Below are 21,722 nucleotides of genomic sequence, written 5' to 3'. Positions count from 1 at the left end.
GAGTTTAATCAGAATATAGTTATTTGTCAAGTTTGAATTCAAAGACGATATGTGTTCCGCGAAGCCGAGGTAATCCTAATGACCAACTGTGGTTATGCAAGTCATTGTCTCTATAAGTCAGTGCAACCAAAAAATCTTCTTGGCGAATACTGATTTTCGCATTGAGACTTTCCGCGTACCCGCTACTGGTGTAAAGGCCCGCCCCACCTTTTCCCTTACCCCTACTGCTCAAACCGCCCTTACGCATGGCATGAATGATGAGTTGAGCATCTGAAGCTTCCAGCGTTTTAGGGAATTGATTTGCAATGTCCGGGAAATGCAGGTCTAAAGCAGGTCTGAGGGTTGAGCAAATGCCTTTCCCAGAGTCTGAGATGACCGCCACAATAGACGTGGAACCCTTCAGCGTGTAGCTCTGGAGGCCCGCAAAGCCAGGGATTATCGTGCCGGAATGCTCCTCGGCGTTTCCGATCAACTCTCCCAATACGCTGTGAAGTTTTTGGGCATGATTCTTTCCAAAAGCATCAATAAAACTCAACTTAAAGCGTTCTGGTACGTTTTCATCACTGTCGGCGTCGATAGGCAGTAACTCTACCAGTTTGGTGGTGTTCGCTTTATGACGCAGTGCAGTGGAACTGCTAGGTTTGCGGGGTAGGACTTTAATAGATTTGGTGAGTCGGTCGAAGAAGCCGGCTCTATTCAAATAAGAAAGTGCGTCAGGATTCTCGCTGAAATCGAGTTCTACGGTCCGCTTAACTTCCGCTAGTTGGTTAGCTAGTGCCAGAATTCTGGAGGCGGCACAAAATAAAACTTTGCGCTCCTTCGGGATTTTTAAAATGATATGACCATGAGCACTGTCGAGCGGTGAGCCATATTTGACTAGCGAGCGCTCAAAATGTTCCTGAGTAATCCAGGTACGGCTGGCAGTGAACTCGATCTTGAGGCATGAATTTTTCTTCAGAAGCCAGACGAAATTTTCGTCCTGTACAAATTCCTCCAGATTATCGTAGAGGCATTTAGTGACTTCTCGGCGTTCACAATTTAGAGCTTTGGCGATATCTCGAGCTTTCAAGCCCGGGCTATCGTTTAAGATCTGGGCAATCCTTTTCCGCATGAAGAGTTCGCTTAACTTCTTGATCTTATAGTCTTTCTTTGGTAGTTCCAAAGCCCAGTTTTTCGCTTTTCCTTGCGCCGAAACTGATCCCAGCACGGCCCGAGAATTATACTCCTGAGCCCAGGGAATCAAAACGCCATCTATCTAAATGCACTGAGAAAAATACGCCTTTGTGTCCTCGATCTTGATCGACGGCCACACGAGCCTGTGAACTTTTAGTTCTTTCTCACTGGAAGCGAGTTGTTAAAGAGCGGTGGTCCTGCTGGGGGCTCTCCTAAATCGACGGGCAATCACTAGCAGGGCCGGGCTTTGTAATTAATACTGTATGCATAAACAGTAGTCGGTTTCTTTTGCCTTTAGCAAGCCCCTTGCCTCGAATTGAGGCTGATTTCCGATTGTCTCGGTGTTTCTTAGCCTGCCCGCGACGTTTCTGTTCGGTGGTCATGACAGAAGTGACAAAGCAGACAGGGTCCAGCTTTTTCACGGTGACGTAGCGGTATGGGGTAGCGTCGATTGCCTGCGCTGCCATGGCATTATGCCACTCAAGAAAGCGACTCATTCCGTGCAAGGCGAACAACGCAACAAATTCACTTTTCGCAAAGCGGGCCCTCCGAGCGCGTAGCGCTCGGGAGATACCGCCAATTACTGTCATAAATGGCACAATGGTTAACCCGTTCGGATTTAGTCATTGAAAAAATCCTGAGCAAAGAAACCTGACAATAGAATGCTGTCATTTATCGGCTCTGTACGTTGGGTTAGGCCAGTCTGGCGGAGATATTCGCCTTTGTTCAACCAAGGAAGAAATATGAAGTTGGGTTGGGCTTGGATTTTACGGAGATCGACCTCTGGTGGCTGTTGCTGCACAAACAGCGACGTCGGCACCAAACGGGGCAGGTATTTTACTATCATGTGTCACTCGAAATTGAAGCAGCTGAAACGCCTGTCACATCGTTACTGCGATCACTTAGTGTCAACGTAATTCCAGTCGTTGCTGGAAACTATCACGACTGCTACCTCAAAGTGGCTGATCTCATAGAACAGAAAATCGCATTCTTTCCTGGTCTTTACCCCATTCCCGCACGTTATGAAGAAAGCCAGTTGTGCGCGCCAATGGTGGCAAGCACCCGCTCTGTGCAGGGCACGCTTAAGTTTCCGAGTCGGAAGACTCTTGGGTGAGCCTAGATGTCCGGATTTGCCGTAAGCCGATCAAGAACTCCAAACAGGGCCGCTTCAGCAACGCCAGCCCGGCGGGTTTCCCTGCCGGCCGACGCATGTGGGTAATTGCACGGACTTGCCCACCCATTGCATTCGACCTGACCAATCATTTGCATCGGATTTGACTATCACACTGCGTGGCTATGACTGGCAGAGAGCGATCCATTGCTGCCGGTCGGTACCGATAACCACATCGAACCCAAACTGTTTTGGAGGAGCGCAGAATGGAAAGCTGAATTCCACCGATACTCATCGAGGGTGAAAATGGAACTCAGCCCTTTCTGCCTGAAAATTGCAGGGCGAGTTGCTGCTGATCAAACACTTCACTGATGAAGTCGATGAACGCTCGGGTCTTGGCTGGCATGAGGGAGCGGGTGGCGAAATACATGGAAATGGTACCGGCATCGGCGTACCAGTTCGGTACTAATCGAACCAGGTCACCGCTTTCGATCCAGTTCAGAACATCAGGGACCGCGAGAAAGCAGACACCCAACCCCAACAATGCGGCCTCGCGCATGGCCGCTGGATCGTTGACAACGATGCTTTCCTTCACTCGGGCAGCCATTTCTACACCGTCCTTGTCACGCATGGTCCAGTGCCTGACTCTGCCCGTTCGACCGGACCGCATAACGATTCCATTGAAATCTTCAAGTGCTCCAGGATCAGTCGGTAACGTTTTCCCGACCATGTATTTCGGTGATGCGACAGCGATGACGTGAGCCGGGGAAAGCGGACGTGAGATAACGCCTTGAGCTAGTTCAAACCCCCCACCAATGGCTACGTCGAACCCTTCAGCGATCAGATCCACTTGCCTGTTTTCGAAATGCCACTCAGGGCGAATCAATGGGTATTTGGCCAGAAATTCAGGGAGAAGCGGCAGCACATGACTGATGCCGAATGTAGGGGACATGCTCACTTTCAGCAGCCCGGCGGGTTCTCCGTGATCTGATGCGATTGAGCTGATGGCGTTTTGCAGGGCGTCCAGATTGCCGCCAATCGAGGCAAGAAAATGCTCTCCGGCTTCGGTCAGCGTCAGTTTCCGCGTCGACCGATGAAACAACCTCACGCCAATGTTTCGCTCAAGCATTGCCACATTACGACTGACAGCGGCTGGGGTTAGCGCTAGGTAGCGTGCGGTTGCGGAAAAACTGCCAGTCTCTGCACTGCGGACGAAACACTCTAGATTGGCCAAGGTTTCCATTGATCACCTGATACTAATGCTTGAAAATGATTTAAGTCATTGCACTCTAATCATTTGATCCCCACGAGGCCATGATGATTTCACCTTAACCCAAGAGTGAAATGTTCATGACTATCAAAACTCTCCAACTTGCTGGAAAAGTCGCCCTGGTTACTGGCGGTTCCCGTTCGATTGGTGCTGCTGTTGCCAAGCGCCTGGCTGCTGATGGTGCGTTGGTTGCGCTCACCTACAGTGCTTCGTCGGCCAAGGCTGAAGAAGTCGTACAGGCCATTGCCAAAGCAGGCGGACGCGCCATTGCGATCTTGGCTGATGCTGGTGATCCCGCAGCCGTGCGTGTAGCCGTTGCACAGACCGTTGAAACATTTGGCCGTATCGACATTCTGGTGAACAACGCTGGCCTCGCCCTCGGCGGCCCGATTGAGGGCATCGAGTTTGAAGACTACCAGCGCATGATTGCCGTCAACGTCACGGGTGTATTCGTCGCCACCCAGGAAGCTGTTCGCTATATGAAAGACGGTGGCCGGATTATTCACATTGGTTCTTCCATGACCCGTTATGCCGCGTTCCCGACAGCATCCCTCTACACCCTGACCAAAGGCGCAATCACCGGTTTCAACCGAAGCCTGGTACGTGATCTTGGGCCTAAAGGCATTACGGTCAATACCGTTCACCCAGGCCCGACCGATACCGATATGAACCCGGATGGCGGCCCCGTGAGCGACATCGTGAAACCCGGCATCGCGCTTGGCCGTTACGGTCAGTCCCACGAGATTGCCAGTGTTGTCGCGTTCCTCGCAGGCCCTGAAGCCTCTTTCGTTACCGGTGCAGACATCGTCGCCGACGGTGGTTTGACCGCCTGATCCACCTCTCACATTCAGCTAGGAATTATGACCATGACCACCATCGGTGTGATCGGGGCGGGCGCCATCGGCTCCGCTTTTGCAAAGGCGCTGGCAAGCAAGGGTATCAACGTAATTCTCTCCAACAGCCGTGGTCCGGCATCGTTGGCCGAGCTGGTTAGTAGTCTGGGACCATTGGTCAAAGCCGGGACCCGAGAGGAGGCGGCGGCTCAGGAGATCGTGCTGGTTGCCGTGAACTGGTCCCGGCTGCCGACGGCATTGGCTGGACTGCCGGACTTCGCAGGTCGGATTGTTATTGATGCCAATAACCCAATTGAAGCGCCGCTGTTCAAGTCGATTGATCTTCAAGGCCGCACATCTAGCGCAGTGTTTTCTGAGTGGGTACCAGGTGCTCGCGTCGTGAAGGCTTTTAACCATTTGCAACCGCATTTGATTTCTGCCGACCCGGGTAGAGAAGGCGGGCGTCGAGTGCTGTTTCTCTCGGGCGATGATCAGCACGCCAGGGAAACTGTCGGTGGCTTGATCAACCGGTTGGGTTTTTTTGGTGTTGACCTGGGCGTTCTTGATGTTGGGGCGCGGCTTGTCCAGTTCCCTGGCGGTCCGTTGCCGGCGCTCAATCTGGTCAAGTTTGCTTGATCACATCAAAGCGCACCTTCGGGTGCGTTCTTTATTGCTTTCAGGATGTCCGACTCATGTCCCAAGCCATTTTCTCTGAACAATCACAATCCAACCCAGCGGGAGTGCCTGCGTCAGCTCCTGCGTCATGGGGTGCAGTAACCGCCATCGGTATCGGTGCATTTGCACTGGTAACCGCAGAGTTCCTCCCCGTGGGCCTTTTGCCGCAAATTGCCAAGGATTTATCGGTCACTGAAGGTCAAGCAGGCCTCATGGTAACCATTCCTGGTATTTTGGCAGCGTGTGCCGCACTCCTGACGATTGGCTTGGCGGGCAGGTTCGACCGGCGCCATGTCCTGTGGTTTCTACTCAGCCTGCTCGTCGTGTCCAACTTGCTAGTGGCCAGCGCAACCAGTTTTGCTGCGCTGCTGCTAGGGCGCGTACTCCTGGGCATTGCGGTAGGCGGGTTCTGGACCATTGGCGGGTCACTCGGTCCGCGACTGCGACCTGATGCGGCGGGAAAGGCAACGGCCATCATATTTTCAGGTGTGTCACTGGGAACTGTGGCTGGTGTACCAGCAGGTGCCTTGCTAGGTAACCTGTTGGGGTGGCGCCTCGCATTCGGTGCATCGGCTGCCGTTGCGCTGTTGGTGGTTGGCGCCTTGATCTGGTTACTTCCAGTCCTTCGTCCAGAGCGCTTGACAGGGCTTTCGCAAATACCGGCGGTGCTGAAGTTGCGCAAAGTGCAGGTCGGGCTCGCTGCGGTGGTACTGATTTTTATCGGGCAGTTTGCGGCCTATACCTACATCACACCCTTTTTGAACCAGATCAGCGGAATCGAGGCTGGTGTCCTGAGTTTAGTCCTGCTGGGTTATGGGCTCTCAGGCTTTTTTGGCAACGTGTTCTGTGGCTGGGTGGTCGAGCGTGACGTACGTCTGGCGGTGCTTGGCACATCGTTGAATTTGGGGCTGTCGCTGCTGTTGCTCCTCTTCACTGGAACGAATGCATGGTTTGCGGTGGCGGCTGTTGTCGTGTGGGGTTTCGGCTTCGGGATGCTGCCGATTGCTATCCAAAGCTGGATATTCAGAGCGGCACCTGATCGGTTGGAGAGCGTTGCAGCGCTGTTTGTATCCATCGCGCAACTCGCCATTGGCGCGGGCGCATTGATTGGTGGATTGGCGGTCGATCACTTCGGTGTGGAAAGCGCATTATGGGTGGGAGCCTTTGCAGCGTTTGCAACCGCGTGGCTGATACACGCCGCCCCTCCTCGCTAGCCGTTCATTCTAAGTCCACCACCGCCACTCAAGGCCTCGAAAACTTCAGAGTCTACAGCGCGAGCAAGGCTGCTGTGCGCAACTTTGCCCGCTCCTGGCCGTTCTCTGCCGATCATGGTTACAAAGTGTGCTGGTCAAACCTGATGCAATCGGTGTTCAGAACGAATGCATATGACTGGTCAGGTCGAATACAAGCGGGTGGTCAAGTGGAGTGCAATTTCGCAACGTGTAATCGCATTTTTTCTCTCAGTTTATTCCTTGTTTTCTCATTAATTTCTTTTTGTCCCAGCCACCGCCCACCAGTGCCGGTCCTGAGGCAGAATGGTGTGGTTGTCGGAAGGGGCGCTGTGGCCAGTGGCTCAGCGGCACACAACTGGCGACGGATTGAATTGCTGCGACCTCCAGTGCTTCGCTCTCAGCCAGGGGTGGCAGCAGCCCTGGCAATCGGCTCGCCAATAGCGTCTTGCCTGTACCCGGTGGCCCGCTGAACAACAGGTTATGCGCACCCGCTGCCGCAATCAGCAGTGCGCGTTTGGCCGCCATTTGCCCCTGAACTTCATTCAAGTCGGGATAGGGTTTGCTGGCGTAGAGCAAACCGTTGGAAACGAAGGGCTCGATGGGCGTGTGCCCATTGAAATGCGCCACCGCCTGCAGCAGATGGTCCACTGCGATGACCTTCAACCCTGACGCCAGACAGGCCTCTTCGGCATTCGCCTGCGGCACCATCAACCAGCGCCCGGCCTTGCGCGCCGCCAATGCTGCCGGCAGCACCCCGCGGACGGGCCGCACTGCGCCGGAAAGCGCCAGCTCCCCCAGGCACTCCACGTCGTCCAGCGTCAGCGTCGGCACCTGCACGCTGGCCGAGAGAATCCCCAGGGCAATCGCCAGATCGAACCGCCCGCCATCCTTGGGCAAGTCCGCTGGCGCCAGATTCAGCGTGATCCGACGCGCCGGAAATTGCAGCCCGGAATTGATGATCGCACTGCGCACCCGATCCTTGCTTTCCTTCACCGCGGCCTCGGGCAGGCCGACCATTGTCAGCGAGGGCAGACCGTTGGCCAGATGGACTTCGACGGTGACGGCGGGTGCCTCGACGCCCACTTGGGCGCGGCTGTGGACGATGGAGAGGGACATGGTCGTTCCTTGAGTTGAAGAGCACCGCTTCCTGCGGGTTTGTGAAGGGTAGACGGGGGAGAGGGAATTGGTGGGGTGGTTACGTGGGCAAAATTTCACGGGATATTGCGGTTACGAACCAGGGCATTGGCGAGGTACAAAAAAACCGCCATTTAGACGGTTTCTTTCACGAAAAAAATTCAGCTTCGTCCACCGGCCAACCAACCACCTGGCTCAAGTTCTTTACCGCGCGCGATGGCGACTTCAATAAAACGTCTTTGATTGGCCGATAAATTTCCAGCCAAACGACGTGCTTCGGTGTGAAACTCAACAATTTGTAAGAGCTTCGCCTTTCGCTTTTTTGGGCTCATACGCACCTCCTGCGATTGGAAGATATTGGTCGCTCAAGTAGGTGACAAGGCGGTTGTTATGGTCATCCACCTGAACACCACACCCGATTTCTGGCTGAATCTGCAATCGACCTACGAGTTACGCTCAGCCCGGATCGAGCGTGGTTGAACGTTAAATATTCAGAGCGACTGCAGGACACGTGAAGCCCGCTTCCACCACGGTTTTACCGGGCGTCTGGCCAGCTCACGCTCTGTCATCATCTGCGGCACATCCTGCAACCGAATCCACGGCTGGTTATTCCAGTGCAGCAAGCTCAACGACATTTCCGGCCAATTGAGCAGGCTCAGTTGTGGGCGCTCGATTGTGGTGGGGTGTTGGGCGTCTCGCAGGGCGGGGACGACTTCATGGGTGAGCCATTCACGCAATGCTCGGTATTCGGGGCAGTAGTGGTAGACGAGCATGGCGTAGACACCGGATTCGCTGATCAGCAGGGTGTTTTCGATGCGGCCGTAGATGAGGGTTCTGGTGGTTTGGTATTGGTCAGGATCGAGTTTTCGGAGTTGGCGGTCGTTGAGGTAGATGCGAAGTAATCGGCCCAAGTCGCGGGCGCTGAACCAGGGTTGGTTTTGCAGGAGTAGGGCGTGGAGGTGGAGTTTGTGGCGGGTGAAGATGTGGGGGATTAGATAGCTTTCTTCCATTTTGCAACTCCGGATGCGTATGAAGGAAGCTGCCTCTGTTCGTCGCCAAACGAAAGGGTGGCAGCTGCGCGCGGGTTGGCGAACCGGTGCATCCGGACAAACCGGCAGACCTGAAGGTCTCCCACGCACAGCCGCCATAATTCGAAATGGGATAATTCCCTGAATCGAATGTGGTCGCGGTGCGTCGGATGCTATCCAGGTCGCCAAACCCGGTGCTGAATATTCAGCTGGGGATGAGCATAGAGATCGGATACTTCGCGACGCAATCGGACGGCGGTGTGATGTTTGTAGGACGTTGCCGGGATTCTTGCGATGTTTGAGATCAAAAGATCGCAGCCTGCGGCAGCTCCTACAGGGGTGATCTGTCCAGTGTGGGATAACTGGTAGACCGAGACGACCCCATTCGCGGGCAAGCCCGCTCCCACAGGGATCGCGTGTTACAGAGGGTTTGGTGTGTTATTCGGTTGGCGGGGTTAGCTTCGCTTCCATCTCCGCGACCTTCGTTTCAAGAGCCTCCAGCCGCGCCCGGGTGCGCGCCAACACAACCATCTGGCTATCGAATTCTTCCCGACTCACCAGATCCAGTTTGCTGAAGCCGCTCTGCAGCAACATTTTGAACTGGCTTTCGATTTCGGCTTTCGGCAGAGGCGTGTCGCCGCTGAAGAGGCGGGAGGCGGTGCCGGTGAGGGCGTCGAGGAAGTCTTTTGGCGCGAGCATGGGCAATGTCCTGGAAACAATGACGGGCAGTGTATCACGCAGTGTCTATAGTCATTTGCGCGGGCAAGGGCTGCACGCTTTTCGCGCATGGGGACGGACGGTGTCGCACCGTTGTTGTGCGTATCGCGTCGGGTGTTGTTGCGAAGTAGCAGTCATCTGCGGGTAAAGGCTTGAAAACAGTAGTTTTTGTGGAGATGGCAAGCTTTCTGCTTAGACCCTGATGACCCATGCACTGATGCAGTCACTGTGACGAACGCAGTGCGCCAAGCGAAGCGGGGGAGTGTTTCGTGAGGGGCGTCGGACGGGCAGGTCAGGGCCGACGATGCGTTACAAAGCCAGGCACTGCGCTTAGACTTGAGACGGGTTTGTTTTCCTGGGGCAAGTCCACCAATTCGGGAGAGAGTTTTCATGAAGCTAGTCACTGCCATCATCAAGCCGTTCAAGCTGGACGACGTACGCGAGTCGCTGTCCGAGATCGGCGTGCAGGGCATTACCGTCACTGAAGTCAAAGGCTTTGGTCGGCAGAAGGGTCACACCGAGCTGTATCGCGGCGCGGAATACGTGGTCGATTTCCTGCCCAAGGTGAAGATCGACGTCGCCATCGACGACAAGGATCTGGACCGGGTAATCGAGGCCATCACCAAGGCTGCCAACACCGGCAAGATCGGTGACGGCAAGATCTTCGTGGTCAATCTGGAACAGGCGATTCGCATCCGTACCGGCGAAACCGATACCGACGCAATCTAAGCCGCCACAAACCCAACGCCCCAGGAGAAAACAATATGACTCTGCGTAAATTCGCAGGGCTAGGAGCCCTGTTGTCCATCGTAATGCCCAGCCTTGCTCTGGCGGCAGACGAAGTGGCGGCCCCAGTCCTCAACTCCGGCGACACCGCCTGGATGATGACCTCGACAGCCTTGGTGCTGTTTATGACCATTCCCGGCCTCGCGCTGTTCTACGGCGGCATGGTTCGGTCGAAAAACATTCTTTCCGTGATGATGCAGTGCTTCGCCATTACTGGTCTGATCAGCGTCCTGTGGGTCATTTATGGCTACAGCATCGCGTTCGACACCACGGGCATGGAGCAGGGCGTCGTCAACTTCAACTCGTTCTTCGGCGGCATGGGCAAGGCGTTCCTCGCCGGCATCACGCCAGCCAGCCTGACCGGCCCTGCGGCGCTGTTCCCCGAGGCGGTATTCGTCACCTTCCAGATGACCTTCGCGATCATCACCCCGGCGCTGATCGTCGGTGCGTTCGCCGAGCGGATGAAGTTCTCCGCGATGCTGGTATTCATGGGCATCTGGTTCACCCTGGTGTATGCGCCGATCGCGCACATGGTCTGGTCCGGTAACGGCGGCCTGATGTGGGACTGGGGCGTGCTGGATTTCGCTGGCGGCACCGTGGTGCATATCAACGCCGGTGTGGCTGGTCTGGTCGCCTGCCTGGTGTTGGGCAAGCGCAAGGGCTTCCCGACCACGCCGATGGCGCCGCACAACCTCGGTTACACCTTGATGGGCGCGGCCATGCTGTGGGTCGGTTGGTTCGGTTTTAACGCGGGTTCAGCCGCTGCGGCCAACGGCACCGCCGGCATGGCGATGCTGGTCACTCAGATTGCTACCGCTGCTGCCGCACTGGGCTGGATGTTTGCCGAGTGGGTTACTCACGGCAAACCTAGCGCACTGGGTATCGCTTCGGGCGTGGTAGCCGGTCTGGTGGCAATTACTCCGGCAGCCGGCACCGTCGGCCCGATGGGCGCGCTGGTAATCGGTCTGGCGGCTGGCGTGGTGTGCTTCTTCTGCGCCACCACCCTCAAGCGCAAGCTCGGCTATGACGATTCCCTGGACGCCTTTGGCGTGCACGGTATCGGCGGTATCCTCGGCGCAATCCTGACGGGTGTGTTCGCAGCTCCCTCCCTGGGTGGCTTCGGCACCGTGACCGACATCGCCGCACAAGTGTGGATTCAGTGCAAAGGCGTGGGCTTCACGGTGATCTACACAGCGATCGCCACATACATCATCCTCAAAGTGCTGGATGTGGTCATGGGCCTGCGCATCAACGAAGAAGAAGAGGCGGTCGGCATCGATCTGGCGCTTCACAACGAACGCGGCTACAACTTGTAAGCAGGCGCGTAAAAAACTGCCCGGCTTGCCGGGCATTTTTTTGTCTGGAATTTGTCGTTGAAGGCTGGGCTGAAAGGTTTTTTCCTACAGGTTTTACGATGTTTACGTCGGGTGTTTTTGTGCAGCCAAAGGCTTACAGGATTGAAGGAATATTAGGGCCTTTGTTTTTTCCCAGAGCGCGCTAGAATGCGCCCCGAACGTGCGGAGAACTGTATGTGGCAACAGACTCTGATTACCTTGCGGGCGAGGCCCCGGGGCTTTCACCTGGTAACGGATGAGTTACTCGCCGGCTTGCCTGAACTCAAGGCGTGTCGGGTCGGTCTGTTGCATCTGTGGCTGCAGCATACCTCGGCGTCGTTGACCATCAACGAGAACGCCGATCCGGCGGTACGTCGCGACTTCGAACGATTTTTCAATCGTCTGATCCCACAAGGAACAGACGGCTATGAGCATAACGACGAAGGCCTGGACGACCTCCCGGCGCACTTCAAGGCCAGCGTGCTTGGCTGTCAGCTCAGTTTGCCGATTTCGGCAGGCCGGCTGGCGTTGGGGACCTGGCAAGGCGTTTATCTGGGCGAGCACCGTGATCATGGCGGTGCCCGTAAAGTCCTCGCCACCGTGCACGGTGAAGAGGCATAGCCGCTGGTCAGCAGCGGCTGTTGAATTTTTTCCTGCAGCCTTCGACAGAGGGCAAAGCTGGGCTATAACTAATCTGCTTTTCGCAAGTCATGAGGTAGAACATGAGCGACGATGATCTGGAAAACGACGACCTCGAAGTAGGCGACGACGACGAAACCGAAGAAGGTCTGGAAGCAGCGGCGGAAGACGTCGCTGAAGACGACGGTGGTGATGCGCCGGTTCCGACCGCCAAAGGCAAGGCCAAGGCAGCGGTATCGGTCGATGAGCTGCCGAGTGTCGAAGCCAAGAACAAGGAACGCGATGCTCTCGCGCGGGCCATGGAGGAGTTTTTGGCCAAGGGCGGCAAAGTGCAGGAAGTGGAGGCCAATGTGGTCGCCGATCCGCCCAAGAAGCCGGACAACAAGTACGGCAGCCGGCCTATCTGAGCCTGCTACCTGCTTGCTGAAAAAGCCCGCCGTCGCTGCGGGCTTTTTCATGCCTGATACAAATCCAAAACCTATGGTGTTCCCTGTGGGAGCGGGCTTGCCCGCGAAAGCGGTGTGTCAGTTGATATCAATGCTGACTGACACGGCCCCTTCGCGGGCAAGCCCGCTCCCACAGGTTTTTGTGTCAGGCCGACACAGAATTCCAGCGAGCCAACAACGCCGGCAATTCGGTCAGGCTGCAAATTTCGGCATCCGGCAGCCGGTCCGCTTCCCAGGCCTTGCCCGCCGGATTGAACCAGATCGCCCGCAACCCCGCCTGCTGCGCACCGGCAATGTCATCACCCGGATGATCGCCAATATGCACCGCCGTTTCAGCGGTCGCGCCACCGCGCTGCAAAGCCTCCCGGAACAATCGCGCATCGGGTTTGGCGATGCCGATGTCTTCGGCGCACAACGCAAACTTGAAGTAGTCCGCCAGCCCCAGCCGACGCACATCGGCGTTGCCATTGGTGACCACGCCGAGGGCGTAATGGTTGGCCAGCAACTCCAGGGTCGGCTGCACCTCCGGGAATATTTCCAGCTGATGCCGGGCATGCAGGAACACTTCGAAACTTTGGTCGGCCAGGTCCGACGCTTCGGCATGGGGATATCCGGCCTCTTCCAGGGCCTGGAACAACACGCGCCGGCGCAAGGCGCTGATGCGGTGCTTGAGGTTCGGCTCGATGCTCAGGATGCGTTCGCGTATGGCCCACAAATGTTCCACCGGCACGGCACCCAGGTTGGGCGCGTGTTCGGTCAGCCATGCACGCAATACGGCTTCGGCGCTGACGATTACCGGGGCGGTGTCCCACAGGGTGTCGTCGAGGTCGAAGGTGATCAATTGAATACTCATGAATCGTCGCCTTTCATGCGTTTGGCCCGTGGGTGGGCGCTGTCGTAGACCGTGGCCAGGTGCTGGAAGTCCAGGTGGGTGTAGATCTGGGTGGTCTTGATGTCCGAGTGGCCGAGCAGTTCCTGCACCGCGCGCAGGTCCTGGGAGGATTCCAGCAAATGGCTGGCGAAGGAGTGCCGCAGCATGTGCGGATGCAGGTTCTGCCCCAGTTCACGCTCGCCGGCAGCCTTGACCCGCACCTGGATCGCCCGGGGACCGAGGCGGCGGCCTTGCTGGCTGACGAAAACCGCATCGTCCGCGGGGTTGGCCATGGCCCGCAGTGGCAGCCACTGCTCCAGCGCTTCGCGGGCCTTTTTTCCTACCGGCAGCAGGCGGGTCTTGCTGCCTTTACCGAGCACCTGGACCATGCCGTCGGCCAGGTCGAGCTGATCGAGATTGAGCCCCGTCAGCTCCGACAGCCGCAGCCCGGAGGAATAGAACAACTCCAGAATCGCCTGATCCCGGCGAGCGAGAAAGTCATCCTCGACTCCCCCTTCAAGCAATTGCAGGGCGCGGTCGGTGTCGAGGGTTTTCGGCAGGCGGCGTTCGCCTTTGGGCGGCGCGAGACCATTGGCCGGATCGTGGTCGCACAGGCCTTCGCGGTTCAGGTAGTGATAGAGCCCGCGAACGGCCGACAGCAATCGCGCGAGGCTACGGGACGATTGCCCCTGAGCGTGCAGACGAGCAATCAGGCTGCGCAGGCGCTGGATGTCCAGCGCCGCCCAGCTGCCGATATTCTGTTTGACGCACCAGCCCAGCACTTTATCGAGGTCGCGGCGGTAGGCCGACAGCGTGTGCGGCGACACCTGCCGCTCACTGCGCAGGTGTTCGCAGTAAGCGTCCAGTTGTCGTTCCATGTTCAGCGTACCGAGCGCAGGGAGTTGTTGACCCGTGGCAGCACGCGACCCATGACTTCAGCGATGTAGCTCAGGAACAAGGTGCCCACCGAGCTTTTGTAGTGCTGCGGATCACGGCTGGCGATGGCCAGGATGCCGTGGATGCCTTGGTGGCTGATGGCGACGACCGCGGTGGAGCCGATCTGCTTGCGCTGTTCTTCGCCGAACAGGAAGTCCAGTTCATGTTCTCGCAGGCTGCCGCTGATGCTTTTGTCTTCCGAGAGCAAACCGCCGATGGCCACTTGAGCTTCGGCGTGGGTGACCCAGCGGCCCACCGGCATGGCGTTGTCGCCGAGCAGGATGAGACTGACGAAGGGCACCTGGAATTCCTGGCGCAGGCTGTCTTCGACGCACATCACCACGTCTTCCAGGCTGGCGGCATCCATCAGCGCCAGGATCAGGCGACGGGTCTTTTCGAACAGTCGGTCGTTGTCCCGGGCCACGTCCATCAAATGCGACAGGCGATGACGCAGTTCAATGTTGCGGTCGCGCAGGATGGTCATCTGGCGCTCCACCAGCGACACGGTATCGCCGCGCCGATGGGGAATACGCAGGGACGGGAGCAGTTCCTCGTGCTCGACGAAGAAGTCCGGATGAGCCTCCAGGTACGCGGCAACAGCCGCAGCCTCCAGGCTTTCGGACGGTGATTCGTCAGCTTGTCGTGCGGGTACCTGAGGCTTGTCAGTCATGGATTTCGCTCACTCAAAGACGCACTTGTCCTTCATATACGCGCACTGCCGGGCCGGTCATCATCACCGGTTGGCCAGGGCCTGCCCATTCGATGGACAGGCGCCCGCCAGGCAGGTCGATCAATAGCGGCGAATCCATCCACCCCTGGCTGATCGCGGCCACTGCGGCGGCACAGGCGCCGGTTCCGCAAGCCTGGGTTTCCCCGGTTCCGCGTTCCCAGACGCGCAACTGTGCGCGGCTCCGGTCGATGACCTGGAGAAAACCGACATTGACCCGAGCCGGGAAGCGCGGGTGATGTTCGATTTTCGGCCCCAGTTCATGCACCGGCGCATTGTTGATATCGCTGACCCGCACCACGGCATGGGGGTTGCCCATGGATACCGCAGCCAGTTCGACCGGGGTGCCGTCGACGTCGACCTGATAACTCTTGGCCTGCTCCGTTGCCTGGAACGGAATATCCGCCGGCACCAGGCGCGGCGCGCCCATGTTGACGCTGATCTGGCCATCGTTGCGGATGTCCAGTTCGATGATGCCGCTTTTGGTCTCGACGCGAATCTGCCGCTTGGCGGTCAAGCGCTTGTCGAGCACGAAGCGGGCGAAGCAGCGCGCACCGTTGCCGCACTGTTCCACTTCGGAGCCGTCAGCGTTGAAGATCCGGTAGCGGAAGTCCACGTCCGGGTTGCTCGGTGCCTCGACGATCAGTAATTGGTCGAAACCGACGCCGGTGTGCCGGTCGCCCCATTGTTTGGCGTGCTTGGGCAGAATGTGCGCGTGCTGGCTGACCAGGTCGAGGACCATGAAGTCATTGCCCAGGCCGTGCATTTTGGTAAAACGCAGCAGCATGGTTTTACTCCGGCAGCAGGCTTTCGCCAGCAAACAACTCGGCTACCGTCTCACGGCGACGCACTTCAAATGCCTGATCACCGTCCACCAACACTTCAGCGGTACGGCCGCGGGTGTTGTAGTTGGAACTCATGACAAACCCGTAGGCACCGGCCGAATGCACGGCCAGCAGGTCGCCTTCCTCCAGCGCCAGTTGACGGTCCTTGGCCAGGAAGTCGCCGGTCTCGCAGATCGGGCCGACGATGTCGTAGGCGCGGGCGGCGGATTGACGCGGACGCACGGCAGTGACGTCCATCCAGGCCTGGTACAGCGCCGGGCGGATCAGGTCGTTCATGGCGGCGTCGACGATGGCGAAGTCTTTGTGCTCGGTGTGCTTGAGGTATTCGACCTGGGTCAGCAATACACCGGCGTTGGCCACGATGAAGCGGCCCGGCTCGAACACCAGCGCCAGGTCACGACCGTCGAGACGCTCGCGCACAGCCTTGATGTAGTCGGCAGCCAGTGGCGGCTCCTCGTCCTTGTATCGCACGCCCAGGCCACCACCGAGATCGATGTGGCGCAGGTAGATGCCGCAATCACCGAGGCGATCGACCAGGCCCAGCAGGCGGTCGAGGGCGTCGATGAACGGCGGCAGGGTGGTCAGTTGCGAGCCGATGTGGCAATCGACGCCGACCACTTCCAGGTTGGGCAGCTGAGCTGCACGCACGTACACGTCTTCGGCGTCGGCGATGGCGATGCCGAACTTGTTCTCTTTGAGACCGGTGGAAATGTACGGGTGGGTGCCGGCATCGACGTCCGGGTTCACGCGCAGCGAAATCGGCGCGCGAACGCCCAGTTCGGCGGCGACCACTTGCAGGCGCTCCAGCTCGTCGGTGGATTCGACGTTGAAGCAGTGCACGCCGACTTCCAGGGCGCGACGCATGTCGTCACGGGTCTTGCCGACGCCGGAGAACACGATCTTGTCGGGGGTACCGCCAGCGGCCAGTACACGTTCCAGCTCGCCACGGGAGACGATGTCGAAACCGGCGCCCAGACGCGCAAGGACATTCAGTACGCCCAGGTTGGAGTTGGCTTTCACAGCAAAGCACACCAGGTGCGGCATGCCGGCCAGTGCATCGGCGTAAGCCAGGTATTGGGCTTCGATGTGCGCGCGCGAGTAAACGTAGGTCGGTGTGCCAAAGCGCTCGGCGATGACAGACAGGGCAACACCTTCCGCGAACAGTTCACCGTCACGGTAGTTAAAAGCGTCCATGAGGTTCCCTTATTATTGGTAGACGTCGTGCTTGTGTGCTTTGGAGGCAGGCTGCTGCTGCGACGACTTGGCTTGCTCGACAGGGTCCTGGTCTTCATCGGGCAGGTACAGCGGGCCTTTTTGACCGCAGGCCGACACAAGGCAGGCAACCGCGAGGAGCGCAGCAAGGGAAGAGATCAGGCGCTTCATGGCGAAATCCTTGAAAATGCATTAATTGCGCCGGAGTATACCGGCCACCCGGCAGCTTGCCTATGCAACGGACCGCCCGTCCGGCGGGGCTTGGGCCGATACCGGTTGGTATCACGCAATCCCTGTGGGAGCGGGCTTGCCCGCGAAGGGGCCAGTACATTCAACCTCTTTGTTGACTGAACCACCGCTTTCGCGAGCAAGCCCGCTCCCACAGACGGTCGCTTGGTCATTATCCTTTGCAATCGACGGGGCTCGGTCGTATCTTGCGGCGCTTGAGCCTGATCAGACACTTTTTGAGGTTGCCGTAATGAGTTTGTCCGAAGCGCGTTTCCACGACCTGGTCGATGCCACCCAGCAAACCCTGGAGGACATCTTTGACGAGAGCGATCTGGATATCGACCTCGAAAGCTCGGCCGGTGTGCTGACTGTCAAGTTCGAGAACGGCAGCCAGTTGATCTTCAGTCGCCAGGAGCCGCTGCGTCAGCTGTGGCTGGCGGCGGTGTCCGGTGGTTTCCACTTCGACTACGACGAAGAAAGCGAGCGCTGGATGTGCGACAAGAGCGAAGAGCAGTTGGGTGAAATGCTTGAACGTATCGTCCAGCAACAGGCCGGTGTCGAGCTCGATTTCGAAGGCCTGTGAGATCGTGACCCAGCCTGCGTCTGTCCGTGCGCCCAAGCCGCTCTACAGCAATGTCAGCCCTGCGGTGCCATCGCCCTGCAGCGGTGTGTGCCGTCTGGACGAGCAGAAAGTCTGCCTGGGCTGCTTTCGTCATGTCGAAGACATCCGCGAATGGCGTTCGGCGGACGATGATCGCCGGCGCGTCATCTGCGCCCAGGCAGCGCAACGCAAAGCCGCCATTTAACGCCGTAACGCGATCCGTAGCAGCTGGCGAAGCCTGCGTTCGGCTGCGCAGCAGTCGTGAGATCAGACAATAAGGTGTGCCAGGAATACCGAGCATTCAGGTTCTACGACTGCTGCGCAGCCGAACGCAGGCTTCGCCAGCTGCTACAAGGTGCATGGTCGGACCTGACTTGTATATTTTTTGAGCTGTGATAGTGTCCGGAAACGCCTCAACCCATCGAGGCTTATGAAAACCCCGCCTTTTTCTGGCGGGGTTTTGCTTTTTTCGTGCAGAAGAAAGGAGTCTGCCCAGATCATGACCGCACCTTCCATCACCCTTACCCGTCTGGACGTCCAGCGTCTGGAGCGTCTGATCGACAGCCTGGACGACACGCTGCCGGGCGTTATTGCGCTGCAAACCGAACTGGATCGCGCCGATACCCTGGTCGGCCACGATGAAGTGCCGGCGGATGTCGTGACCATGAATTCCCGTGTGCATTGCCGCGAAGAAGGCAGTGGCAAGGACTACCACCTGACCCTGGTGTACCCCAAGGATGCGAACGCCGACGAAGGCAAGGTCTCGATCCTGGCGCCGGTGGGCAGCGCGCTGCTCGGCCTGAAGGTTGGCCAGCACATCGATTGGCCGGCTCCGGGCGGCAAGACCCTGAAGCTGACGCTGCTGGAGGTTGAATCGCAGCCGGCCAATGGCGGCGCGTTCCCGGAGTGACATCCCTCAGACCTGATCGAGCGCCTCGTTCAACGCGTGCTCCAGGTCTGCCTTGTAGCGCAGGTACAGATGGGTGGAACTCTGCCTTTCACCCAGCAGGCCTGACAGGTCGAGGTCGGTGATGTAGCAGCGGTAGCGTTCGGTTTCCCGGCGCTGCCCGACGATTTCCCGGGCGACCACGCGGAACAACTGGTCGCCATGTTCCAGCTCGGAAAACTCCCGTTGATTGCAATACAACGTCACCTGCACCTGACCCGGCGCGGCTTTGCCGACGATCGCCTGCACGTCGTAGAACGGCTTGTTCACCGGCGTCTGCGGCACCGGCCGGGCTTCGATGCGGCGCGCCCGGCCAGGGCCTGACGGCAGCAACTGGCAATACAGAGTGTCGAGGTTCAGGCGGTGGGCCGTGTCCATTGGTATCAGGGCATCGCGACGGTACTGGATCGATTGCAGGAAACGCTGCAGCGGTACCAGCAGGCTTTGCTCATCGTGCCAGGGCAGGCGTTGCTGCCACAGGGCGTTGAACTCATCGAGCACGTACAGATCAGCCTGATCTTCGTGGACCCGGTAGAACACTTGGATGCAGTCCGGCTGACCCGTGGGCAGGAACAGCGCGAGGTCGTGGTCTTCCAGTGCCTTCGGATCGAGGTGCAGTGGGCTGTAGCTCGCCATTTCCTCGCCCAGGTAATCGATCAGCGCCGGCAGAGTAGCCAGTGCGATGTGCTGGACCTGGCCCGGCACCAACTCCAGTACGTGGTAGTGCTGCTGGACCTGGATCAGGTAGCGATGGTTGAGCCGGCTCAGCAGCAGGTTCTGCGCGGTATCGAGGATTTCCTCGACCCGTTGGGCGATGAACTGCGCGCGGTTATGACAGAAGCAACGCACCCGCAGCTTCGACTGTTGCGGCCCGGCGGGCAGGTTGTTGAGGTAGTCGCGGATGCAGTCGAGCAGGGCATGGGGGCCGTCGTAGCGGCCGACCAACACTTCGTTCCAGCTATTGAGCGTGACCTGGTCCAGGGTCAGCACCAGATTTTCCCGGACACCGGCGTAGCTCAGGGAGTCGGTGCGCTCGGTGGTCATGAGGATGTTCAGTTCGCGATGGTGCTTGAGCGGATCAATGCCGACATTCACCAGAATCAGCACTTCGCTCGGCACGCTGGCGCGCAACAGAGGCTCCTCGGCTACGGTGGGCAAGGGCAGGGCGATGGTCTGTTGCAGGCTGCCGAGCAGGTTGAACAGTTCGAATTCGCTCAAGTCGCTGGTGCCGGGGTGCAAGGCCAGGCGGGTACTGCTGTCGATCACGCCATTGCGGTGGCACCAGGTCAGCAGTTCGAGCAAGTGACGGCTGCGTTTGATCGGCGCGAAATGTTCCCACTCCAGTGCCGTCAGGCTGCCGTTGTACAAGCCCCACTGGCTTTGCCCCGGTTCTTTCTTGTTCGGTGCGTGCACCAGCGTCAGGGTGTCTTCGGCCAGGTCCGGGGCGATACCGGGGTTGATGAATTCGACTTTGCCGGCCTTGCGCTCGAAAGCGGCGTACAGGCGACGGCCGAGGACGCTCAGGTCGCGCTTGTTGATGCGGCTGACCGTTTGTTCGTGACGGGCAAACTGGGTGAGGAAGCGGTAGCTGTAATTCAGCTCGTTGACCAGTGCCCGCCGCTCGGAGCTGACCTGGCGGACTTTCCACTGGCTACGGCTGTCGAGCAGGGTCAGTTGGCGCTGGTCCCAGTGCCATTCATGGGCCAGGCGTTCGAGTAAAGAGCGCTGCCAGCTCTGGGTGCGGCTGTTGCCGGTGAGCTTGCGATTAACCTTCAGGTACAGCGCGCGACGCACCAGTTCCAGCCGTTCCGGTTCGTTACGGGCGATCAGGTATTCCTCGATGCGCCGGTACACCACGACGTACGGATCCAGTTCGTCGAGGTCGAGTTGGTTGGCGAACACCGCTTGCTTGAAGCGCAGGCTCAGGCAATGGACCCTGGGGTGTTCACTGGCGTAAACCTCTGTCAGCAGCAGCTTGAGTACCGACTTGTAGGGAGACTCGATGCCCTTGAACAACTGCCAGAGCCCGGCGCCGATAAATTCGCCGGGTGGGATGTAGGCCAGGTTGCCGAGGTCGAGGGTTTCATCGGCACGGATGAAGCGTTTGGAGATCAAGGCATGGGTGTAGCGGTCGTAGCTCGATTCTTCGTAGACCGGCACCAGCCACCAGATCGGTGTGCGCCCGGCGAGCCAGATCGCGGTGCGGTAAAACTCGTCCAGCAACAGGTAGTGCTGGGTAGTGCCGCAATCCTCCGAGCTCAGTTGGGTATCACGCTCGCCGCGGACGAAACGGCTCGGATCGATCAGGAAAAAATGCGCTTCGGCACCCTGGCTGGCGGCCCAGGCTTCCAGCAATTGGCATTTCTTGCGCAGTTCGGCGAGTTCGTTTTCGGTCAGGTCCGGCCCATGGCAGACCCACACATCCATGTCGCTCTGGTCGGCCTGCGCCAGAGTGCCGAGGCTGCCCATCAGGAACAGTCCGTGAATCGGTCTTGGCGGGTTGCTGCCGTGGCGCGGCTTATAGGAAAACGAGCGGGTCAGGCGCTGGGTTTCAGCAAGGACATTGGCATCCGGTTCGAAATTCGACAGGCCGGCCGGCGTACTGCCGGAAACGTAGCCGGGCAACAGCGGATGGTTAACGTGGAAAAACAACGGCAGCAAGGTCAGGACCCCTTGCTGGCGGGTCGACAACCCTTCCATGGCGCGAGCCATGCGTCCTTCGTTGAGTTTCAGAAAGCGTGCGCGCAGCTGGCTGAGAACCTTGCGGTCGATTCCCTCGTCCAGATCGGGGCGGATTTCATGGGTGCGCGTCATGTCAGCTCAAACCGGCTCGCAGGGCTCGGACGTGGGGCTCTTCGGATGAGGGGCAGTTTAGCGCCTTGAAGCGAGGACTTTTAAGCTGATTTTGTTTTTCTGGCGTCAGATTTATAACGGCTGGAAACGGAAATCAGGGAATGTGCCCGCGGAAATCCCTGGAT

At 58.3% G+C, this 21,722-nt stretch carries 23 protein-coding genes and 3 pseudogenes; 13 read left to right on the top strand and 13 right to left on the bottom strand.

Translation table 11 applies throughout. The annotated features are described in order from the left end of the window. Positions 1-19: 19 nt before the first annotated feature. Positions 20-1,243, bottom strand: a complete 1,224-nt coding sequence (locus tag AC07W4_RS02935) for an ATPase (RefSeq protein ID WP_495031428.1) — start codon at positions 1,241-1,243, stop codon at positions 20-22. Between the two features lie 271 nt (positions 1,244-1,514). Here AC07W4_RS02935 and AC07W4_RS02930 point away from each other — a divergent pair, with 271 nt between their 5' ends. Further along, entirely contained in the window at positions 1,515-1,733 is a 219-nt protein-coding gene (locus AC07W4_RS02930) for an alpha-ketoglutarate-dependent dioxygenase AlkB (protein ID WP_495031427.1), read from the top strand. A gap of 864 nt (positions 1,734-2,597) precedes the next feature. Here the strand turns inward: AC07W4_RS02930 and AC07W4_RS02925 are convergent. Further along, positions 2,598-3,527 carry a LysR family transcriptional regulator gene (locus AC07W4_RS02925; RefSeq protein WP_495031426.1) on the bottom strand — a complete coding sequence of 310 codons (930 nt, stop codon included), beginning with the start codon at positions 3,525-3,527 and terminating at the stop codon, positions 2,598-2,600. Positions 3,528-3,634: 107 nt separating this feature from the next. Here AC07W4_RS02925 and AC07W4_RS02920 point away from each other — a divergent pair, with 107 nt between their 5' ends. The 4 genes and pseudogenes from AC07W4_RS02920 to AC07W4_RS02905 all read left to right on the top strand — a co-directional run. Next, positions 3,635-4,387 carry a 3-oxoacyl-ACP reductase family protein gene (locus AC07W4_RS02920; protein ID WP_495031425.1) on the top strand — a complete coding sequence of 251 codons (753 nt, stop codon included), beginning with the start codon at positions 3,635-3,637 and terminating at the stop codon, positions 4,385-4,387. A 33-nt stretch (positions 4,388-4,420) separates the two neighbouring features. After that, on the top strand, positions 4,421-5,023 hold the full coding sequence (locus AC07W4_RS02915) for an NADPH-dependent F420 reductase (RefSeq protein WP_495031424.1): 603 nt from the start codon (positions 4,421-4,423) through the stop codon (positions 5,021-5,023). 56 nt (positions 5,024-5,079) lie between these two features. Beyond that, a complete protein-coding gene (locus tag AC07W4_RS02910) occupies positions 5,080-6,276 on the top strand; it encodes an MFS transporter (RefSeq protein ID WP_495031423.1) in 1,197 nt (398 codons plus the stop codon). 11 nt (positions 6,277-6,287) lie between these two features. Then, positions 6,288-6,374 (top strand): annotated as a pseudogene (locus AC07W4_RS02905) (oxidoreductase); the annotation flags it as partial. 190 nt (positions 6,375-6,564) lie between these two features. On the opposite strand, the pseudogene AC07W4_RS02900 reads toward AC07W4_RS02905, so the two are convergent. Both AC07W4_RS02900 and AC07W4_RS02895 read right to left on the bottom strand, forming a co-directional pair. Beyond that, positions 6,565-7,410: pseudogene (locus AC07W4_RS02900) on the bottom strand (YifB family Mg chelatase-like AAA ATPase); the annotation flags it as partial. 179 nt (positions 7,411-7,589) lie between these two features. Beyond that, entirely contained in the window at positions 7,590-7,760 is a 171-nt protein-coding gene (locus AC07W4_RS02895; RefSeq protein ID WP_177413770.1) for a hypothetical protein, read from the bottom strand. Between the two features lie 64 nt (positions 7,761-7,824). Between AC07W4_RS02895 and AC07W4_RS02890 the strand changes: the two are divergent. Further along, a pseudogene (locus tag AC07W4_RS02890) lies at positions 7,825-7,908 on the top strand (HigA family addiction module antitoxin); the annotation flags it as partial. Between the two features lie 11 nt (positions 7,909-7,919). Here the strand turns inward: AC07W4_RS02890 and AC07W4_RS02885 are convergent. Continuing rightward, positions 7,920-8,438, bottom strand: a complete 519-nt coding sequence (locus AC07W4_RS02885) for a BRO-N domain-containing protein (RefSeq protein WP_495031422.1) — start codon at positions 8,436-8,438, stop codon at positions 7,920-7,922. A gap of 456 nt (positions 8,439-8,894) precedes the next feature. Beyond that, positions 8,895-9,155 carry an accessory factor UbiK family protein gene (locus AC07W4_RS02880; RefSeq protein ID WP_008050869.1) on the bottom strand — a complete coding sequence of 87 codons (261 nt, stop codon included), beginning with the start codon at positions 9,153-9,155 and terminating at the stop codon, positions 8,895-8,897. Between the two features lie 408 nt (positions 9,156-9,563). On the opposite strand from AC07W4_RS02880, the gene glnK reads away from it, so the two are divergent. The 4 genes from glnK to sutA all read left to right on the top strand — a co-directional run bounded on the left by glnK (position 9,564) and on the right by sutA (position 12,339). Further along, complete coding sequence (gene glnK, locus AC07W4_RS02875) at positions 9,564-9,902, top strand: P-II family nitrogen regulator (protein WP_002555808.1); 339 nt, start codon at positions 9,564-9,566, stop codon at positions 9,900-9,902. A gap of 35 nt (positions 9,903-9,937) precedes the next feature. Next, positions 9,938-11,275 (top strand): ammonium transporter, encoded by a 1,338-nt coding sequence (locus AC07W4_RS02870; RefSeq protein WP_495031421.1) that lies wholly within the window; start codon positions 9,938-9,940, stop codon positions 11,273-11,275. Positions 11,276-11,488: 213 nt separating this feature from the next. Beyond that, complete coding sequence (locus AC07W4_RS02865) at positions 11,489-11,914, top strand: secondary thiamine-phosphate synthase enzyme YjbQ (RefSeq protein WP_008015517.1); 426 nt, start codon at positions 11,489-11,491, stop codon at positions 11,912-11,914. A 101-nt stretch (positions 11,915-12,015) separates the two neighbouring features. Beyond that, positions 12,016-12,339, top strand: coding sequence for a dormancy-specific transcriptional regulator SutA (gene sutA / locus AC07W4_RS02860; RefSeq protein ID WP_008050867.1), 324 nt, complete (start codon positions 12,016-12,018; stop codon positions 12,337-12,339). Between the two features lie 184 nt (positions 12,340-12,523). On the opposite strand, the gene AC07W4_RS02855 is transcribed toward sutA, so the two are convergent. Genes AC07W4_RS02855 through lptM form a run of 6 tightly spaced genes read right to left on the bottom strand, consistent with a single transcriptional unit; the run spans position 12,524 to position 17,140 of the window. Beyond that, positions 12,524-13,231 (bottom strand): HAD family hydrolase, encoded by a 708-nt coding sequence (locus AC07W4_RS02855; RefSeq protein ID WP_008050866.1) that lies wholly within the window; start codon positions 13,229-13,231, stop codon positions 12,524-12,526. Beyond that, on the bottom strand, positions 13,228-14,127 hold the full coding sequence (xerC, locus tag AC07W4_RS02850; RefSeq protein WP_495031420.1) for a tyrosine recombinase XerC: 900 nt from the start codon (positions 14,125-14,127) through the stop codon (positions 13,228-13,230). The genes AC07W4_RS02855 and xerC overlap by 4 nt, the downstream gene beginning before the upstream one ends. Positions 14,128-14,129: 2 nt before the next feature. Continuing rightward, positions 14,130-14,855 carry a DUF484 family protein gene (locus AC07W4_RS02845; protein ID WP_495031419.1) on the bottom strand — a complete coding sequence of 242 codons (726 nt, stop codon included), beginning with the start codon at positions 14,853-14,855 and terminating at the stop codon, positions 14,130-14,132. Positions 14,856-14,868: 13 nt separating this feature from the next. Then, entirely contained in the window at positions 14,869-15,699 is an 831-nt protein-coding gene (dapF, locus tag AC07W4_RS02840; RefSeq protein ID WP_007989473.1) for a diaminopimelate epimerase, read from the bottom strand. A 4-nt stretch (positions 15,700-15,703) separates the two neighbouring features. Beyond that, the gene (gene lysA, locus AC07W4_RS02835; RefSeq protein WP_495031418.1) at positions 15,704-16,951 is read right to left on the bottom strand and encodes a diaminopimelate decarboxylase; all 1,248 of its coding nucleotides are present in this window, start codon (positions 16,949-16,951) and stop codon (positions 15,704-15,706) included. Between the two features lie 12 nt (positions 16,952-16,963). Next, positions 16,964-17,140: an LPS translocon maturation chaperone LptM gene (gene lptM, locus AC07W4_RS02830; protein ID WP_007980804.1), complete on the bottom strand. Its 177-nt coding sequence runs from the start codon at positions 17,138-17,140 to the stop codon at positions 16,964-16,966. Between the two features lie 307 nt (positions 17,141-17,447). On the opposite strand from lptM, the gene cyaY reads away from it, so the two are divergent. The 3 genes from cyaY to rnk all read left to right on the top strand — a co-directional run bounded on the left by cyaY (position 17,448) and on the right by rnk (position 18,708). Further along, positions 17,448-17,780 (top strand): iron donor protein CyaY, encoded by a 333-nt coding sequence (cyaY, locus tag AC07W4_RS02825; protein ID WP_008050853.1) that lies wholly within the window; start codon positions 17,448-17,450, stop codon positions 17,778-17,780. Between the two features lie 4 nt (positions 17,781-17,784). After that, positions 17,785-18,003, top strand: a complete 219-nt coding sequence (locus AC07W4_RS02820; RefSeq protein ID WP_495031417.1) for a DUF1289 domain-containing protein — start codon at positions 17,785-17,787, stop codon at positions 18,001-18,003. A 294-nt stretch (positions 18,004-18,297) separates the two neighbouring features. Continuing rightward, the gene (rnk, locus tag AC07W4_RS02815) at positions 18,298-18,708 is read left to right on the top strand and encodes a nucleoside diphosphate kinase regulator (RefSeq protein WP_008050852.1); all 411 of its coding nucleotides are present in this window, start codon (positions 18,298-18,300) and stop codon (positions 18,706-18,708) included. A 6-nt stretch (positions 18,709-18,714) separates the two neighbouring features. Here the strand turns inward: rnk and AC07W4_RS02810 are convergent, their stop codons facing one another. After that, on the bottom strand, positions 18,715-21,558 hold the full coding sequence (locus AC07W4_RS02810) for a class I adenylate cyclase (protein ID WP_495031416.1): 2,844 nt from the start codon (positions 21,556-21,558) through the stop codon (positions 18,715-18,717). Positions 21,559-21,722 lie beyond the last annotated feature (164 nt).

It is taken from the genome of Pseudomonas sp. GW821-FHT02A08 (genome assembly GCF_059422045.1).
The sequence above is the reverse complement of the archived record's forward strand: the minus strand, read 5'-3'. Positions and strand labels throughout refer to the sequence as shown.

Bases quoted from the DNA above. Each gene is read 5' to 3' on its own strand.
- AC07W4_RS02925 (WP_495031426.1), bottom strand. From the start codon at position 3,527: ATGGAAACCTTGGCCAATCTAGAGTGTTTCGTCCGCAGTGCAGAGACT.
- AC07W4_RS02920 (WP_495031425.1), top strand. From the start codon at position 3,635: ATGACTATCAAAACTCTCCAACTTGCTGGAAAAGTCGCCCTGGTTACT.
- AC07W4_RS02915 (WP_495031424.1), top strand. From the start codon at position 4,421: ATGACCACCATCGGTGTGATCGGGGCGGGCGCCATCGGCTCCGCTTTT.
- AC07W4_RS02910 (WP_495031423.1), top strand. From the start codon at position 5,080: ATGTCCCAAGCCATTTTCTCTGAACAATCACAATCCAACCCAGCGGGA.
- AC07W4_RS02895 (WP_177413770.1), bottom strand. From the start codon at position 7,760: ATGAGCCCAAAAAAGCGAAAGGCGAAGCTCTTACAAATTGTTGAGTTT.
- AC07W4_RS02885 (WP_495031422.1), bottom strand. From the start codon at position 8,438: ATGGAAGAAAGCTATCTAATCCCCCACATCTTCACCCGCCACAAACTC.
- AC07W4_RS02880 (WP_008050869.1), bottom strand. From the start codon at position 9,155: ATGCTCGCGCCAAAAGACTTCCTCGACGCCCTCACCGGCACCGCCTCC.
- glnK (WP_002555808.1), top strand. From the start codon at position 9,564: ATGAAGCTAGTCACTGCCATCATCAAGCCGTTCAAGCTGGACGACGTA.
- AC07W4_RS02870 (WP_495031421.1), top strand. From the start codon at position 9,938: ATGACTCTGCGTAAATTCGCAGGGCTAGGAGCCCTGTTGTCCATCGTA.
- AC07W4_RS02865 (WP_008015517.1), top strand. From the start codon at position 11,489: ATGTGGCAACAGACTCTGATTACCTTGCGGGCGAGGCCCCGGGGCTTT.
- sutA (WP_008050867.1), top strand. From the start codon at position 12,016: ATGAGCGACGATGATCTGGAAAACGACGACCTCGAAGTAGGCGACGAC.
- AC07W4_RS02855 (WP_008050866.1), bottom strand. From the start codon at position 13,231: ATGAGTATTCAATTGATCACCTTCGACCTCGACGACACCCTGTGGGAC.
- xerC (WP_495031420.1), bottom strand. From the start codon at position 14,127: ATGGAACGACAACTGGACGCTTACTGCGAACACCTGCGCAGTGAGCGG.
- AC07W4_RS02845 (WP_495031419.1), bottom strand. From the start codon at position 14,855: ATGACTGACAAGCCTCAGGTACCCGCACGACAAGCTGACGAATCACCG.
- dapF (WP_007989473.1), bottom strand. From the start codon at position 15,699: ATGCTGCTGCGTTTTACCAAAATGCACGGCCTGGGCAATGACTTCATG.
- lysA (WP_495031418.1), bottom strand. From the start codon at position 16,951: ATGGACGCTTTTAACTACCGTGACGGTGAACTGTTCGCGGAAGGTGTT.
- lptM (WP_007980804.1), bottom strand. From the start codon at position 17,140: ATGAAGCGCCTGATCTCTTCCCTTGCTGCGCTCCTCGCGGTTGCCTGC.
- cyaY (WP_008050853.1), top strand. From the start codon at position 17,448: ATGAGTTTGTCCGAAGCGCGTTTCCACGACCTGGTCGATGCCACCCAG.
- rnk (WP_008050852.1), top strand. From the start codon at position 18,298: ATGACCGCACCTTCCATCACCCTTACCCGTCTGGACGTCCAGCGTCTG.
- AC07W4_RS02810 (WP_495031416.1), bottom strand. From the start codon at position 21,558: ATGACGCGCACCCATGAAATCCGCCCCGATCTGGACGAGGGAATCGAC.